Origin of the sequence: Arenibacter latericius DSM 15913, from assembly GCF_000424985.1 — a bacterium.
Lineage (GTDB): Bacteria > Bacteroidota > Bacteroidia > Flavobacteriales > Flavobacteriaceae > Arenibacter > Arenibacter latericius.
Map to the genome: position 1 here is coordinate 1 of NZ_AUKX01000070.1, position 15,431 is coordinate 15,431.

Below are 15,431 nucleotides of genomic sequence, written 5' to 3' on the forward strand. Positions count from 1 at the left end.
ACGTTGTAAGTAATTTGCAATCGCTATGGTACTTTTTCGCAAGTATTATGTGAGCTAGTTTGTGAAGACTGGTCGGAATAGCCAAGAGCCTTATTATCGATAGGGGCAATATTCGACTATTTCAGGCGGATATTGCCCAAGTAGTTTAGCTTATCAGCGTGGAGAGCTCGCTATCCAAACGTTGGGAACGTTAAAAACTACTTGAACAAGGACGGTAAAAATTTCGAGAAAGTCAAATTTTACGGGCCATTATTGTTGATAATAAGGCATTTGGCTGCTTTTCTGTGCCGTAACAGACTGATTAAACCGCAATGTTTAGATCAATATGTTACGGGAGGCTTACGAAAAAGTGATCCTATTATTATCTTATTGCAAACTATCCATGGTTTTATTCCCATTTTTTGTATTAAATTTAAAAATGTAAGAAAACCACTTACAACACGCTATATAATTAATGGCCCAAAACAAGTTAGCCTGAAAAGGGCCCCTAATCATATAGCCATCGTTGCCAGTAATCTAAAAAACAAACCGTGAATCCAATTTACTTAGACACACATATTCACACTTCAGCTGACCCAAATGTGGTTAATAATGACTATGACCTTGAAACATTGGTAAGAAAAATTCACGAATTTAATGGAAGTTCTGATTTTTTAATTTCTCTTACTGACCACAATATGGTTAACAAGAGCGCCTATTTAAAGGCAGTTGAATTAGGTATTAACATTATTCTCGGTGTTGAATTACATATCAGAAACTATGACAACTGTCCAGCATATCATTGTCATATATATTTTGACCTAAATGAGATAACAGAAGAAATTATTGATGATATTAATGAGAAACTTAATACACTGTATCCGAATAAAGTAGTAGAGAAAAAAGATCCTTCTATCCCAACAATTCAGGACATTATCAATAAATTCGACAAGTATAATTTTATGCTTTTACCTCACGGAGGTCAATCACACGCAACTTTCAATAAATCCATACCAAAAGAGACTACTGTAGATGGCACTTTAGAACGAAGTGTTTATTACAACCATTTTGAGGGGTTTACGGCAAGAGGAGATAATGGCTTAGAGCGTACTCAAGACTACTTTAAAAAATTAGGCATAAATGAATTCGTTAACCTAATAACCTGTAGTGATAACTATACACCTAACACTTATCCAAACGGCAAGGATAAAAATCCATTTAAACCGACTTGGATGCTTGCAAAACCAACATTTAACGGCTTAAGATTATCACTATCAGAAAAATCGAGATTAATTTATTCTGAGACGAAACCTACATTCTACTCTGAAAATATTCAGGCTGTCTCTCATAACAAAGACAACATTGAAATAGATATTGAGCTTACCTCTGGTCTAAATGTGATTATTGGTGGCTCATCAAGTGGCAAAACTCTTCTTGTTGATTCAATCGTAAGGTGTCTTAACAATACTGCTAGTGAATCAATATACGACCAATATGAGGTTGATAAAATCACAGTAGTAAATCCTTCGGGAATGAAACCACATTATTTGTCACAAAATTACATAATGGGAGTAGTCAATAATATTAGCGAAGACAAAATAGAAAATATTGACATAATCAAAAGAGTTTTTCCCGGTGATGACGACATTAAGATAAGTATCAATAATGGGTTAAGAGAATTTAAAAAAAATATTCAAGAATTAATACGATGTGTAAAAATTCTAGAAGAAGAAAGCCAAACACTAAATACTATTCCAATTATTTCTAGATTAATAACAAGAAGTAATTTAGAGACTAATATCTATGATAATCTTCAACCGACTGAACTTGAAAATGAGAAACTTCGCTTTTCTAAAGGTGTATATGATGGGTACATCCAGTCTTTAGATAATTTAGAAATTTTCTTATCTCAATATCCATTTATAGAGCACGACTCTAGTCTAGTAGCCAGCTTAAAAAATGAACTTGAAAACGTACTTCAAATTTCTAACAAAGAAAAGGAAGTTAGAAATTTATTAGAAAAAGAGCAGGAAATCTACAATCAAGCTCTTAAACATTCTAATTCTGAAGAACAAACCAAAAGACAAAACTTCAACAAGCTCCAAGAGTCCTTAAAAAAGTATGTTCGTGCATATAGACAGTTTCATAGAACCATAACCACTATTTCAAGCTATTCTTTAAATTTTGATTCAGAAGAGATAGAGTCAATGGGACATACACTCTACATAGAAAATGACTTTGAATTGAACCCTGAGAAGTTTATTGAGGTGGTAAACCATTTTCTTAAAGCGAAAATTGTTGATTTTAACAGCATTACGCCTGAACTACTGTTTGAATCTAATTTCAAAAAACAAAAGCCAAAAGTGCACGATTATGATGATTTTGAAAGTAAGATTTACAACGGGTTTGAACAGTTAAATAAGAAGAAATATAAAATCGTCACGAAGGATGGTCGTCAATTTGAAAAATTAAGTCCAGGTTGGAAAACCTCTGTAATTCTCGACATCATATTGGGCTATGACAAGGATAGTGCACCTGTAATTATTGACCAACCAGAGGATAATTTAGCAACAGACTACATTAACAAAGGCTTAGTTGAAGCTGTAAAAAAAATTAAGAGCAAAAAGCAAATCATACTCGTTTCTCATAATGCAACAATTCCAATGTTAGCGGATGCACAAAACATAATATTATGTAGAAACGAAAACAACAAATTAATTATCAAGTCAAGTCCGTTAGAGGGAGAAATAGAGGGTAAAAGTGTTGTAGACCTAATTGCTTCAATTACAGATGGTGGAAAATCGTCAATCAAAAAGAGAGTAAAGAAATATAATCTAAAAAAATTCACAGAGTAATGAAATTAATATTCAACAAGGAAGACAATAATGATATATCTGTAAAGATTCAGCAAGGAACGGTTGCTGTTGACTTCACTTACACAGAAATGATAAAACAACTTCTGGAAGATAATACGATTGACGATACAGACTTCGGAAACTTGTCAGATGATGAAATAACGAATTTAGAAGAAATGCTCAACAAAGTTTCTGACATTTTCGCAGAGGAAGAAACTGAAGAGGAAGAAGAAACAAATGAGGAATAAAGACTACTGGCAACAATGTATATAAAAAATAGGCGAGATAGCAATAAATTCAAGGGTTTTGGCTCGTATCAAACTTTGGCTTAACCGAAAGTTTCGTGCTTCGAAATCGCCTACTTTTCATATACTAGACGTTGGCGGTAATTTAGAAGAACACTCATCAAAAAATATAAAATTATGACAATAGACGAAATAAGAGAACAATTAGCTGAAGAAATAAGTACAGATATGGAAGTTTGGAATGATGTTTTGAATAACACAAGTCCAGGAAATTACGGATGTGACTTTTGGGAAAGTGAAATAGATTACAACGACATTTTTGTCGATATTCCAAATAGGGAATTTACTGTAAAAAGTGGCAATTTTTCAGCAGATTTAGTTATGGGAGCGAGCAAAGGAGACCATAGTTTTAATGAAAATTATAGTAAACCATTTTCTGCAAAGGGAAAATTTGACTTTAAAAACGCAAAAGAAATTACGATTTCAGAAATCGACATTGATATTGATTCAGATATATACGGAGAATAAATAACAAACGTATTGGAATGAAATATCTAAAAACAAAAGATGCGACTGATTGGCCAAAAGGAAAAAGCTGGAAGGAAAAGTTGATTAGTGGACTTTTGTTTTTTATTCCGAGAGCTAATCCCGACTACGAAGATAAAATGTATTTAGTAAAAAGTTGGCTAATAGAATTTTTAGAAACTGACGGAGAACTTTTACCTTGGAGAGAAATTGCGTTGGATAAAAATGAAAATCCGGTTTTTGCTGGACCTGACAAACGGAATTATGGATTTTGGTGCGATACGAATATGAAATACACGGATTTTGAAGGCGAGCCAATCGATAAATCAGAATTTGAACGTAAATGGAAAATAACTGGAATTAAAGAATTAGAAATATAAAAAACTACCGCCAATAACTAAGTCTTCGTGTGGCCGGTACGGCCAAACATGAAGACCTTGTTGACTAAACCGGGTCATGTTGTCCCTTTCTATGGGGATTGCTATAGTTCAATAGTATTTTATATATGGATTGCGAAGTCCTCTTCGGACCATGAAGTTATTAATAATCACTTCTTCTTGTCTGGCCAGGTTCTTTTGTGATATTTCTGTACCCTTTTCCCTGTCTAGGACGAATTTATCTAGCTCGTTATCTTGGTCTTGGCCATAGGCATCCCCTTACGCTTTTTGGAGCGTTGTACCGGGGGCATATTTTTTCAATTTGTCGGACCATGCTTTGGGCGGGCCACGGCTATCGAATACCGCTACGGTTACCATAATCCCGATCTGGCAGTAAGGACATCGGCGATGTTTCAAGGGAGGTCGTTCATGGTTCACCGGTCTCCCCAGAACCTGTTGCAGTAGAGGGAGCAACTCCCTTTTCTTGGTACTGCTCAGGATCCCATAATGGCGTATGCGTATGAACCCCTTGGGCAGGATGTGCAGGGTAAACCTGCGTATGAACTCTGCATCGTCCAAACGGAGCAGCCGCTTTCTGCCTCCATTGCGATAATCCTTGACAGTAAAAGTAACGCCATTAGTGTCTAGGCTCTTTATACGGTGGTTACTGATGGCGATTTTGTGGGTATAGCGGCCAAGATATTCTACTACTTGTGCTGGACCTAAAAATGGACGTTTGCAATAAACTACCCAGTTGTGCTTGAATAGGTTTTCGTAGAAGGCCGTGGGTTGTGGTGGAAATTCCTTGCGAAGGGAAGCTACAAAGCGAGCCCTAAAAACCATGCTCATAGCTTTGACCGGGAACAGGTATTTTCCTTTGTTTTTTGCATATTTCCATTTACCGCTTTGGGCAATACCTCCACCGGGAACTATGCAATGCAAGTGTGGATGTAACGACAGGTTTTGTCCCCAAGTGTGCAGGATAGCAATCATCCCCGGCGTGGCACCCATAAACTTATGGTTGGATGCAAAACCTTGGACCACCTGCCAGGATATTTTGAACAGTAGACTATATATTAATTTAGGCTCATACAGACATAGGCGGTTGAGCGCTGAGGGCAAAGTAAAGACCACGTGAAAGTAAGGCACGTTTAAGAGCTCTTCTTCTCGTGCTCGGATCCATTCCTTTTTTTTATGTCCCTGACACTTGGGACAATGGCGGTTCCGACAACTATTGTAGCTAAGGTGGAGCCTATGGCATGAAGGATTGTTACAGCGGTCAATATGGCCTCCCAGGGAAGCAGTGCGGCATTTGCGCAAGGCGTGCAGGGTTCTTAGTTGCCAACTATTGGCACAAATGCCGACGAGCTGTTCCCTGTTGCCTTCCAATACCTGTGCCACCTCGTAAACAGGTTTCACGGCTACCTCTTATAAAGCCGATCCAGTGGACTGAACGGCTTTTGTCTACCCAGTTGTGCCACGTGAAGGTAGGTAAGCGTTGTTTGTATATGTGCGTGCCCCAGCAGGTCTTTAACACTTATAATGTCCAACCCCATCTCCAAAAGGTGGGTGGCATAACTGTGTCGAAGGATATGGGGAGTGATCCCTTTCTGGATTCCGCTATGTTTGCGAGCTTCCCGAACGATCCATTGCACCCCCATTGTCGATAACTGAGAGGGATTGCCTTCCCTGTCGTAGCCATTAAAACACCAGGTGGTAGGAGGTTCTGCGGCGATGTATTTTCTTAGGCCGCGAATCTGCATCTGGGATAGTGGAACATAACGGTCTTTTCTGCCTTTTCCCTGACGGATGTGGAGCATCTTACGATCAAAATCAAGGTCTTTTAGATGTAGGTTGCAGAGTTCAAAGTTACGAAGACCACAACCGTAGAGCATGGCCAGAACCAAACGGTGCTTCAGAAGTTTAGGGGCCTTGAGGAGCTGCCTCACCTCATTGTGGCTCAATACTACCGGTAGCTTTTTTGGTTGTTCTATCGAAGGCAGCACCACACGCATCTCCTTCATACCGAAAATGCGATAAGCATAGCGAAGCCCATAGACCGTATGTTTGAAAAAACTATCGGATGGCGTATTGTGCCGGGATTTTAAAATGTGCAGGTAATCCAAGATCTGCTCCTCATCAAGAACCAGCGGACTACAATTATAATGAAGGGAAATATGCGCTAGGCAACGAGCATAGTTGGTAAGGGTACTTTGGCTCTTACCGGAAAGCTCAATAGATCGTCTTAACTTACGATACAGTTCATTAAATTCTGGAACAGAATTACAGGCCCTATCTATGAGGGTACTATTTTTTTTTCATAACTTACAATGAATTAATTAGACAATACCTAAAGGTAGTGAACAGCAGGGGAAATCTTGCTTGAAGCTACCTTTAGGTTTAGTTCAACACCGTGTATAATTCATTGCTAGTACTCGCCTACTTACGAAAATCCTCGCGGATTTTCTATTCGGTTTGTATTTGCTAAATTAGTTGCTAAAACACGCAACGAAATCATACACAAACACGTTGTGCCGCATGCTCAGAAACAACATGATCGAAATTAAGCTAGCATATTATCAAAAGGAAGATTGGAAACGCTTCATCAACGTGATTGTTGACAGGGACAGCATGCACGATACATGGCATGATTGGCATAAAGCTTTCATGAAGACAAAACGTGATTTAATAAATCAAGGATTTGAGGTAATAGATATTATTGTGGATTTGGATGATCTGATAGAATATTGTAAACTTCGTGGATTAAAAAATAATGGGAAAGCACGCTCCCAGTTTGTACAAGCAAAGTAGATATGGGATTTAAGAAAATATCGATAGAAAAATATATTGAACTGCATTTAAAGCATAATCCAAAAGAGAACAAAGTAGATTTGGAAAAACGACTTAAATACGCACTCAAGGAATATCAAAAAGGAATTAAATGCTCATGCGGAAATGATATTTGGGTTGTTGGTTCCGCATCGGTTGGAAACAGTTGTTTTACTTGTATTACCGGAGAAAGTATGCCAAAAGATGATTATGAACTAGATTCCGCTATCAAGAAACGGGAAAATAGAAAGGGACAAAGACATATCAACGACATACAATCATTGGAAATACATGGATTCTTTGATGACGATGGATATGAAATCAACGAGGACTTGATCAAAAAGCCCACCTTATGCCTGACCTGCATTCATGATAATGACCCCAACGAAGAACCATTGTGTAATATGACAAGATTTGACCAACAAGGAGAGCCGGAATTTGAATGTTTTGCCTATAAAAAAATAGACTCATAGATATTTATGCCTAATCCAACAATCATTTATCAAGCAAAACAAGAGGTCTTCGGCAAACATTTAAGAGCAAAAGAATGGATCGAATATTCTGGGAAATTAACAGTTTATGGCAGAAAGACCAATCCAGTTATACTCAAAATTAAAACTGAGATAGCTGATTCTTTTCTAGCCGAGATTATGGACGATCATAAAGAATTTAAAGGAAATTCAGTAACAGAAGTTTATGCAAAGCTTTCTAAATGGCTATATCTAAGAGAAGTAATATTTCAAAACTAATAATGCACGACGGCACAACAATTGCTATAACAAATAGGGCGCTAAGTCCTGAATCCACTGGCTTGGGCGTGTTTGTAAAGACCGCCAAATCTTTTGATTTGGCTTTTAGAGAAGTAAAGATAAAAACAAAATACAAAAGCTTTGGCTACGGGCCTTGGGGAATGTTCGGTGCGTGCCCGCCGCCCTACTTGCCATAGCAGAACCGTTGTGCGTCATACAAAAACCCCACGCACATTGGCACATTTGGTTTTTTGCCGACACACAAATCCAACGCTAAAGAACCAAAAGAGCCAATCTTGCCAACGCTCGAAGGACTGACATCTTTACGAAATCTTTATAACTCAATCACTAAATTTGAACAAAAAATGTGGACTTACTAAAAACAAGAAAATACAGCAAGAAAAACCAATACTTGATAAGCGTTCTGCTTGTCGTATTCACTGCTGTTCTGTGTTTTTTTTCGGTTGAGATTATTGGTTACAGAGCTGTTGCGCTTATTTTACTTTTAGTTGTTTCTGTAAATGCTATTCTTTTTGATATTTTTCCAGTATTACTATCGGCATTATTAAGTGCATTGATTTGGAATTTCTTTTTTATTCCACCAACATTCACTTTACATATTGGCACAGCAGAAGATGGTTTGATGTTTTTAATGTATTTCGTGATTGCTTCAATAAATGCAGTTTTGACACACAACATCCGAAAAGTAGAACGAAAAGAAAGAGAACAAGAAGAAAGAGAAAAATCCATCAAACTTTACAACACCTTACTTAATTCACTTTCTCACGAATTGAGAACACCCATTTCAACAATAATTGGTGCCATTGACACCATCAAAGACAACCAAACCAAACTTTCTGACAATAATCGCAATGAACTGTATTCTGAAATTGAAATTGCCAGTTTTCGTCTAAATCGACAGGTCGAAAACCTTTTGAGTATGAGCAGACTTGAAGCGGGCTTTATTCAACCTAAAGTTGATTGGTGCGATTTGAACGAGCTTGTTTTTTCTGCCATAAAAGACAATGAAAATGATGCGAATCATCACAAGATTGTATTTATTCCAAAAGAAAATATGCCATTAGTTAAAATTGATAACGGTCTTACGGAACAAATTCTATTTAATCTCATACACAACGCACTTCAACACACACCTACAAATACAACAATTACCATTCAACTCGACCACAATCTAACACATTGTTTCATAGAAGTATTTGACAATGGTAAAGGATTTCCAAAAAATGAAATAGATTATGTTTTTGACAAATTTTATCGTTTGAAGCAAACAGCCACTGGTGGAACAGGTTTAGGGCTTTCAATAGTAAAAGGTTTTACGGAAGCAATGAACGGGAAAGTACTTTTAGATAATTTAAAGGAAGGTGGGGCAAGATTTCTAATAAAAATTCCGTGCGAATTTTCTAAAAACACAAATTTGGAAAATGAATAAGGCAGAAATATTAATCATAGATGATGAACCACAAATCAGAAAATTGCTTCAAATAAACTTGGAGAGCAATGATTATAAAGTAGTTCAAGCAAGTACGGGAAAAGAAGGATTGATTTTATCGGCTAGTCATCCACCAGATTTAATTTTGCTCGATATTGGGTTACCTGATAAAAGCGGTCACGAAATTTTACAAGAACTACGAGAATGGTACAATAAACCCATTATCATACTTTCGGTTCAGGACAATGAAACCGATATTGTTTCAGCTCTAGACAATGGAGCAACGGACTATTTGACCAAGCCTTTCCGCACAGGCGAATTGTTGGCAAGAATTCGTTCAGCAATTAGAAGAAGCCAAAATACCGAGAACAACTCAATCATTACTTGTGGAGACATTGAAATTGATTTAGTAGCCCGAATTGTAAAACGAAACAATGAAGCCTTAAAACTCACATCTACAGAGTATAATTTATTGGCTTTATTTGCCAAAAATGAAGGCAAAGTCCTTACCCATCAATATCTTCTAAAAGAAATTTGGGGTTACAGCTATCAAACCGAAACCCAATATTTACGGGTGTTTGTTGGCACACTACGTAAAAAGATTGAAGAAAACCCCAATAATCCGCAACACATTGTCACGGAAAGCGGTGTTGGTTACCGCTTTCAATAGTCTTTATAAAATCTTTATACAGACTTACCAATCCTTGATTTTTTACTTATCGCTTTCATCTGACCTTTGTAGTATCAAAAAAATGCAAAGAAATGAAGTGGGATTTTTTCTATGATGAAGATGACGGTAAACCCTACGAATCAATTCACGATTGGTATAAGGAAATCAAACATTTGATTATACCCACAATTGTAATGGTGGTTTTAGGAACTGCTCTGTTTCTGTATTTCCGATTTTTCCATTTCTAAAGTTTATGAGCTATGAATAGTGAAATATCAATTTCGAAGAAAATGGCTGATACGATTGTTCAAGTTTGCTTTGATGTAGTAGAATTTTCAAGGCTTTACGAACAAGACCATCCCAATGGTGCAAAACAGCTTTTTCAATGCAATGAAGAAGTAAAAAAGGGTTTGAAATGGTTTATAAATGCTCAAAATCAAAAAGAATTTCAAAATAAGGTTTCTGATTATCAGAATGCCGTGAAATTGGCGAAGCAACTCTATCAAGACATTCAGGTTCCCATTGAAAGTAAGGATAAAATCATTGTTCAGCTTACAAATCTTCAAACTCACTTAAATGAGCTAAAAGAAGAAGCTTCAACCAATCAAAATAACCAACAATCGTAATATAATTCTATGTATAAAACATTTATAAAACAGGTAGCAAGTCTGCAAATTATTTTAGGATTTGTAATGCTTGTGCCAGCCATATTTGCAATTATTTACCGAGAATGGTATTCCCTTGCAGGCTTTCTGATTGCAGGAACATTTACAGCATTGTTAGGATATTTGGTTTACAGACTTTTTGAAAAAACAGAAGAGCCTAAAGAAAAACATTCACTCGCTATAGCCGCCATTGGTTGGCTTATGATAATGATTTTTGGAGCAATTCCCTATTTTATCATTGCCCATATTACGCCACTTGAAGTGATGCAACAATTTGTCCCTACAGGAATGGATTATACTTCAAGTCTATTAAATTTTAAAAATCCTTTGCATTGTCTCTTTGAAAGCACTAGTGCCTTTACTACCACGGGTTTAACAATGGCGTATAATGAACCTTCTGTTGGTAAATCCATTTTGTTTTATCGGTCTTTTTCTCAATGGGTTGGCGGAGCAGGTTTTATAGTAATGGCAATAGCCGTTTTTAGGCACTTACCAGGTCAAGGAGCGATTCAGCTCTACGGTTCAGAAGCTAGCGGCACTAAATTGAGAACTAATGTGATAGAAACTGCAAGAGCTATTTGGAAAGTATATTTTGTAGTGACGCTTTCAATGTTCGTCTATATCGCCATTGGCACCTACTTTATATTGCCAGACTATCCGGTATCAGAAAATATTTTTGATGCTATCAACCACGCTATGACAGGACAATCTACGGGCGGATTTAGTACGCTTGACGACAGTATTGCAGGGTATCAATCTGCTAAAATGGATATGTTATTCTTGCTTCCAATGCTTTTAGGTGGTTTGTCTATCCCATTTTTCTATCGTTTCATTTTTCAGCGAAAAATCAATGAATTATGGAAGGATATTCAAACGCGTTCAATGATTATTGCTTCAATAATTGGTGGAGTGGTTTTGTCTTTATTTCTAATGAACTCTGAATTAGTTTCCAACCCATTCAGAGAAGGTATATTTCAATTTGTGAGTGCATTAACAACCACAGGTTGGCAAACATCAAATATTGGCGGATGGGACGACCTTTCTGTCTTGTTTATTGTAGCTGCTGCTATGATTGTTGGTGGTTCTGCCGGTGGAACAGTGGGTGGTATTAAAATTATTCGTGCATTATTGCTACAAAAGGGATTAAGATGGCATATTAACAAACTATTTCTATCTAAAAACACCATCAAGTCTGTACGCTTTGATAATAAGCTAATGCTTCCAGAAGAGATGAGTTCGGAAATATCTAGAGCAGGAATCTTCACCCTTATGTACATCTTGTTTGTATTTGTGTCCACCTTGTTTACAGTCTATTTTATGTCAGGCGATTTTACATTGGCAGATGCCATTTTTGAATCCGCATCCGCACAAGGTACAGTTGGATTAAGTTCGGGCATTACAGACCCAAGTATGAATCCAATTTTAGAAGGTGTTTACATCATACAAATGTGGGCAGGAAGAATAGAAATCATACCCATTCTCATTTTATTAAGAGTGCTTTTCTATGGCACGAAACCAAGAATCGTTTAATATTTAAAAAAGTAACATTATGCATGTCATCATTATTGGTTCAGGGAGAACCGGAAAACACGTCATCGAAGCAGCAGTAAAAGACAATCACGATGTTTTTGTGATTGAAAAAAACAAAGAAACAGCCGATTGGGTCGCTTCCCATTTTGACTGTGTAGTTATTCACGCAGATGCGACAAGTATTGAAGCGCTGAAAGAAGCCAACGCAGAAAAAGCAGATGCTATTATTGTTACCACAAATGATGATGCTGTAAACTCTTTGGTTATCCTACTCGCAAAGCAATTGGGCGTTAATCGTTTGGTAAGTTCTGTCAACAACGAAGAGCATTTATCAGTTTTTGAACAACTTGGTACAGATACAGTAGAAAGTCCTTACCGATTAAATGGAAGGTATTTGTACAGAGCCGTTCAAGGCCCGAATGTAAAAGAGTTTTTAGACCTAGGAGATGGTTATGAATTATTAGAGATGCAGGTTGAAAAAGATTCTAAAATTGCCGACAAATTAATCAAAGAACTAAACAAACAAAGAATTTTACCATCCGATTCACGCATCGTTTTAATTAAGAGAAATAATCAAATTATCATTCCTGAAGGCGAAACCAAAATAGAAATTAAGGACACTGTAGTTGTTCTATCACAAAGAAAAAAAGTAGCAGAAGTATCAAATCTGTTCTGAAAGCAAAATTAATACAACAGACGATGAAGCAGATTTGGCAGGTAAACATACTTATCGCACTAATTTTTTCAAGTTTAAGCTTATCCGCACAAGTGGATAGTTCTTGGCAACAAAAACCACAATTAAATATTTCAGGATTTGCAGATGTGTTTTATGTCTATGATTTTAATCAGCCACAAGGCACGGAAAGACAAGCGTTCTTGTTCAATCATAATCGGCACAACGAGTTTAACTTGAATTTAGGACTTGTAAAAATGAATGTCGAGCATTCAAAATACCGAGCCAATTTTGCACTACAAACAGGTACTTATGCAAACGACAATTATGCAGCAGAACCAGGTCTTTTGAAAAACATCTTTGAAGCGAATATTGGCATTTCACTGAACAAGAAAAATAACCTTTGGCTTGATGCAGGTGTTTTGCCTTCTCATATTGGTTTTGAAAGTGCCATTTCTATGGACAATATGACTTTGACGCGTTCTTTGTTGGCTGAAAATTCACCTTACTTTTTAACAGGAGCAAAACTGACTTTTAACCCAAATGACAAATGGGAAATAGCAGGATTAATTGTTAATGGTTGGCAACGTATTCAAAGATTGGAAGGCAATTCATTACCATCATTTGGAACACAAGTGAATTACAGTCCAACTGAAAATGTCACTTTAAATTGGAGCACATTTATCGGAACTGACGACCCAGACACCACAAGAAGAATGCGCTATTTCAATAATGTTTACGGACAATTTCAACTAACCGAAAAGTTTGGTTTAATCGCAGGTTTTGACATTGGAACACAACAGCGAACAAAAAACAGTACCGCTTACGATTTTTGGTTGAGTCCTGTCATTATCGGACAATACACGATTAACGACACTTGGAAAACCGCTATCAGAGCAGAATATTATCAAGACGAGACAGGAATAATAATCCCAACAGGAACAATGAATGGCTTCCAAACCACAGGACTTTCTTTAAATATCGACTATTCACCAAGCCAAAACATCATTTGCCGAATGGAAGGTCGTTGGCTAAACAGTAGAGACAACGTTTTTGAAACCAAAAACAATTTCACAAACGACAACTTTATTATCGGAGCATCAATAGCAATCAAATTTTCGGAAACTCTAAACAAATAGCCCAAGCTAAAAGCCATACACATTGGCAAGTCGCACCAGCCAACACACAAGCCAAAACTTGCCAAAGAGTATGTCTTTGCCAACGCTGAAAGACGACTGAAAAAAAGTACGAACGCACAACAATGTATAAGCGTAATGCGGGTTGTGTGGCTATAATTCGGTATTTTGGCATCTATCAAAGTTTAGTGTGGGCGGAAAGTTAAGTGCCTTGAAATCCCGCACTACGCTTATACTAGACCGTTGGCAACAAGCTGAAAAAACCGAGAAAACCGAAAATGAACAACGAAAAATGGAATGAAATCTGCTTTTTATTATCCGACAACATTCGGACTGATATTAGCGAAAGTGATTTTGAACAAAACGTAGTCCAAGCTTTAAGAGTTTTGGATTGGAAAGAATATTCTGGAGATATTGAAATTCGACCTTCCTTTCAAGTTGGTGCTGCTAACAGAATTACGCCTGATTTTGTTATAAAAGATTCCGATAATAGAAAATTGTTCGTGATTGAAATTAAACAACCAAACATTCCACTTAATTCAAGGTTTCAGCAACAATTATTTTCATATATGCGTCAGTTAAAACTAGAATACGGAATTTTAATCGGACAAGGAATCCAAATTTTTTACGATGGAGATTTGGCAAAACAAGAAGACCCAATCCTTTTAGAAACAATAAAGTTCACAAAGGATAATGAGAAAGGATTAAAATTCGTCGAAATATTTGCAAAAGAAAATTTTAACCAAGAATCATTGCGGAATTTCACTCTTAACGGACTAAAAAAATTAAATCGCAGAGAAGAGCATAAAGAACTCACGAAAAAACTACTCGACGAAAATTATCAAGCAATAATATTGGAACTTATAAAACAAGATTTTCTTGACGAATACGATGGAGAATTAATTGAATCCGTTTTGGAAAATCTAACAGTTGAGATTAGAGCAAAAAATGCTCTACCAAAGCAAAGTGAATTACCAAAAAGAGAGTTTTCTAAACAAAGAATAGTTGATTATTCAAATGGTATTTTACCAATTGAATTAAATCCGTCAACTGAATATGAATTTAAAAGGAGACTTTTATTGACCAAAACTGCGTATATAACGACATTTTATAAAAACGGAACTTCTAAACAAAAAGTTTGGAATGCAAATAGATTTAGAGAAACTTCAGGAGTTTTAGGAAATTTAAGGTCTAGACCAGAATTCAGAAATGGAGAATGGCAAAAACTCGGAATTGAAAAAGTTTTAGTTTCGATTGATAAATAGAAATCGGAAAGAAAAGCCAGTTGCCAACAACGTATAAAATTAATTGCTTGGTTCTAGCCTACTTACGAAAATCCTCGCGGATTTTCTATTCGGTTTGTATTTGCTAAATTAGGTGCTTAAACAACGCAACTAATCTTATACAAAACCGTCAGACTGTCTCAAAACTTAATAACCTTGTTGAAAACCCGTTGCATCATCTTCAGATCCAACCTCGGTTTTTTGTAACTTAAGGTATGGAATATCAACAAGGACAAGACCGGGAGCAGTTAACACTTTACAGCACTTGTTTGGACGACATGGTTCCGCAGGACAATTCAGTACGTTTTATCGATCAGTTTGTGGAAAGCATGGATCTGCGAGAATTGGGCTTTGATCCATTGCCCGCCCAGGGAAGACCGCCATACAATCCGGCAGATTTATTGAAACTCTATATCTACGGTTATATGAACCGCATGCGGTCCTCCAGGCAATTGGAAAAGGAAT

Annotated in this window: 20 protein-coding genes; 18 read left to right on the top strand and 2 right to left on the bottom strand. The window is 36.7% G+C overall.

Features of this window, described 5'->3' with window-relative positions; translation table 11 throughout:
* Positions 1-530 precede the first annotated feature (530 nt).
* The 4 genes from H344_RS0115850 to H344_RS21230 all read left to right on the top strand — a co-directional run bounded on the left by H344_RS0115850 (position 531) and on the right by H344_RS21230 (position 3,984).
* Positions 531-2,834 (top strand): AAA family ATPase, encoded by a 2,304-nt coding sequence (locus tag H344_RS0115850; RefSeq protein WP_026811190.1) that lies wholly within the window; start codon positions 531-533, stop codon positions 2,832-2,834.
* Entirely contained in the window at positions 2,834-3,082 is a 249-nt protein-coding gene (locus tag H344_RS0115855; RefSeq protein WP_026811191.1) for a hypothetical protein, read from the top strand. Before H344_RS0115850 ends, H344_RS0115855 begins: the two co-directional genes overlap by 1 nt.
* Before the next feature lie 174 nt (positions 3,083-3,256).
* Entirely contained in the window at positions 3,257-3,607 is a 351-nt protein-coding gene (locus tag H344_RS0115860; RefSeq protein WP_026811192.1) for a hypothetical protein, read from the top strand.
* 17 nt (positions 3,608-3,624) lie between these two features.
* Positions 3,625-3,984 carry a hypothetical protein gene (locus tag H344_RS21230; protein WP_051254367.1) on the top strand — a complete coding sequence of 120 codons (360 nt, stop codon included), beginning with the start codon at positions 3,625-3,627 and terminating at the stop codon, positions 3,982-3,984.
* 276 nt (positions 3,985-4,260) lie between these two features.
* On the opposite strand, the gene H344_RS0115870 is transcribed toward H344_RS21230, so the two are convergent.
* Both H344_RS0115870 and H344_RS0115875 read right to left on the bottom strand, forming a co-directional pair.
* A complete protein-coding gene (locus H344_RS0115870) occupies positions 4,261-5,400 on the bottom strand; it encodes an IS91 family transposase (RefSeq protein WP_026811193.1) in 1,140 nt (379 codons plus the stop codon).
* A gap of 2 nt (positions 5,401-5,402) precedes the next feature.
* Entirely contained in the window at positions 5,403-6,005 is a 603-nt protein-coding gene (locus H344_RS0115875; RefSeq protein WP_316929565.1) for a tyrosine-type recombinase/integrase, read from the bottom strand.
* Between the two features lie 59 nt (positions 6,006-6,064).
* On the opposite strand from H344_RS0115875, the gene H344_RS22300 reads away from it, so the two are divergent.
* The 14 genes from H344_RS22300 to H344_RS0115940 all read left to right on the top strand — a co-directional run.
* A complete protein-coding gene (locus H344_RS22300; RefSeq protein WP_262482294.1) occupies positions 6,065-6,187 on the top strand; it encodes a hypothetical protein in 123 nt (40 codons plus the stop codon).
* Positions 6,188-6,519: 332 nt separating this feature from the next.
* Positions 6,520-6,792: a hypothetical protein gene (locus tag H344_RS0115880; RefSeq protein ID WP_157378340.1), complete on the top strand. Its 273-nt coding sequence runs from the start codon at positions 6,520-6,522 to the stop codon at positions 6,790-6,792.
* Positions 6,793-6,794: 2 nt separating this feature from the next.
* A complete protein-coding gene (locus H344_RS21235; protein WP_051254368.1) occupies positions 6,795-7,283 on the top strand; it encodes a hypothetical protein in 489 nt (162 codons plus the stop codon).
* Positions 7,284-7,289: 6 nt separating this feature from the next.
* On the top strand, positions 7,290-7,559 hold the full coding sequence (locus tag H344_RS0115890) for a hypothetical protein (protein WP_026811196.1): 270 nt from the start codon (positions 7,290-7,292) through the stop codon (positions 7,557-7,559).
* A 2-nt stretch (positions 7,560-7,561) separates the two neighbouring features.
* Entirely contained in the window at positions 7,562-7,756 is a 195-nt protein-coding gene (locus H344_RS0115895; protein WP_026811197.1) for a hypothetical protein, read from the top strand.
* A 170-nt stretch (positions 7,757-7,926) separates the two neighbouring features.
* Positions 7,927-9,009: a sensor histidine kinase gene (locus tag H344_RS0115900; RefSeq protein WP_026811198.1), complete on the top strand. Its 1,083-nt coding sequence runs from the start codon at positions 7,927-7,929 to the stop codon at positions 9,007-9,009.
* Entirely contained in the window at positions 9,002-9,679 is a 678-nt protein-coding gene (locus H344_RS0115905) for a response regulator (RefSeq protein ID WP_026811199.1), read from the top strand. The genes H344_RS0115900 and H344_RS0115905 overlap by 8 nt, the downstream gene beginning before the upstream one ends.
* A gap of 92 nt (positions 9,680-9,771) precedes the next feature.
* Positions 9,772-9,927, top strand: coding sequence for a hypothetical protein (locus tag H344_RS21775; RefSeq protein ID WP_157378343.1), 156 nt, complete (start codon positions 9,772-9,774; stop codon positions 9,925-9,927).
* Positions 9,928-9,939: 12 nt separating this feature from the next.
* Positions 9,940-10,305, top strand: a complete 366-nt coding sequence (locus tag H344_RS0115915) for a hypothetical protein (RefSeq protein WP_026811200.1) — start codon at positions 9,940-9,942, stop codon at positions 10,303-10,305.
* A 9-nt stretch (positions 10,306-10,314) separates the two neighbouring features.
* Positions 10,315-11,874 (top strand): TrkH family potassium uptake protein, encoded by a 1,560-nt coding sequence (locus H344_RS0115920; protein WP_026811201.1) that lies wholly within the window; start codon positions 10,315-10,317, stop codon positions 11,872-11,874.
* A gap of 19 nt (positions 11,875-11,893) precedes the next feature.
* Positions 11,894-12,550 carry a potassium channel family protein gene (locus H344_RS0115925; RefSeq protein ID WP_026811202.1) on the top strand — a complete coding sequence of 219 codons (657 nt, stop codon included), beginning with the start codon at positions 11,894-11,896 and terminating at the stop codon, positions 12,548-12,550.
* Between the two features lie 23 nt (positions 12,551-12,573).
* Positions 12,574-13,686, top strand: a complete 1,113-nt coding sequence (locus H344_RS0115930) for a porin (RefSeq protein WP_026811203.1) — start codon at positions 12,574-12,576, stop codon at positions 13,684-13,686.
* 275 nt (positions 13,687-13,961) lie between these two features.
* The gene (locus tag H344_RS0115935) at positions 13,962-14,948 is read left to right on the top strand and encodes a type I restriction enzyme HsdR N-terminal domain-containing protein (protein WP_026811204.1); all 987 of its coding nucleotides are present in this window, start codon (positions 13,962-13,964) and stop codon (positions 14,946-14,948) included.
* A 296-nt stretch (positions 14,949-15,244) separates the two neighbouring features.
* On the top strand, positions 15,245-15,431 hold a 187-nt coding region (locus H344_RS0115940; RefSeq protein WP_456236336.1), incomplete at its 3' end, for a transposase.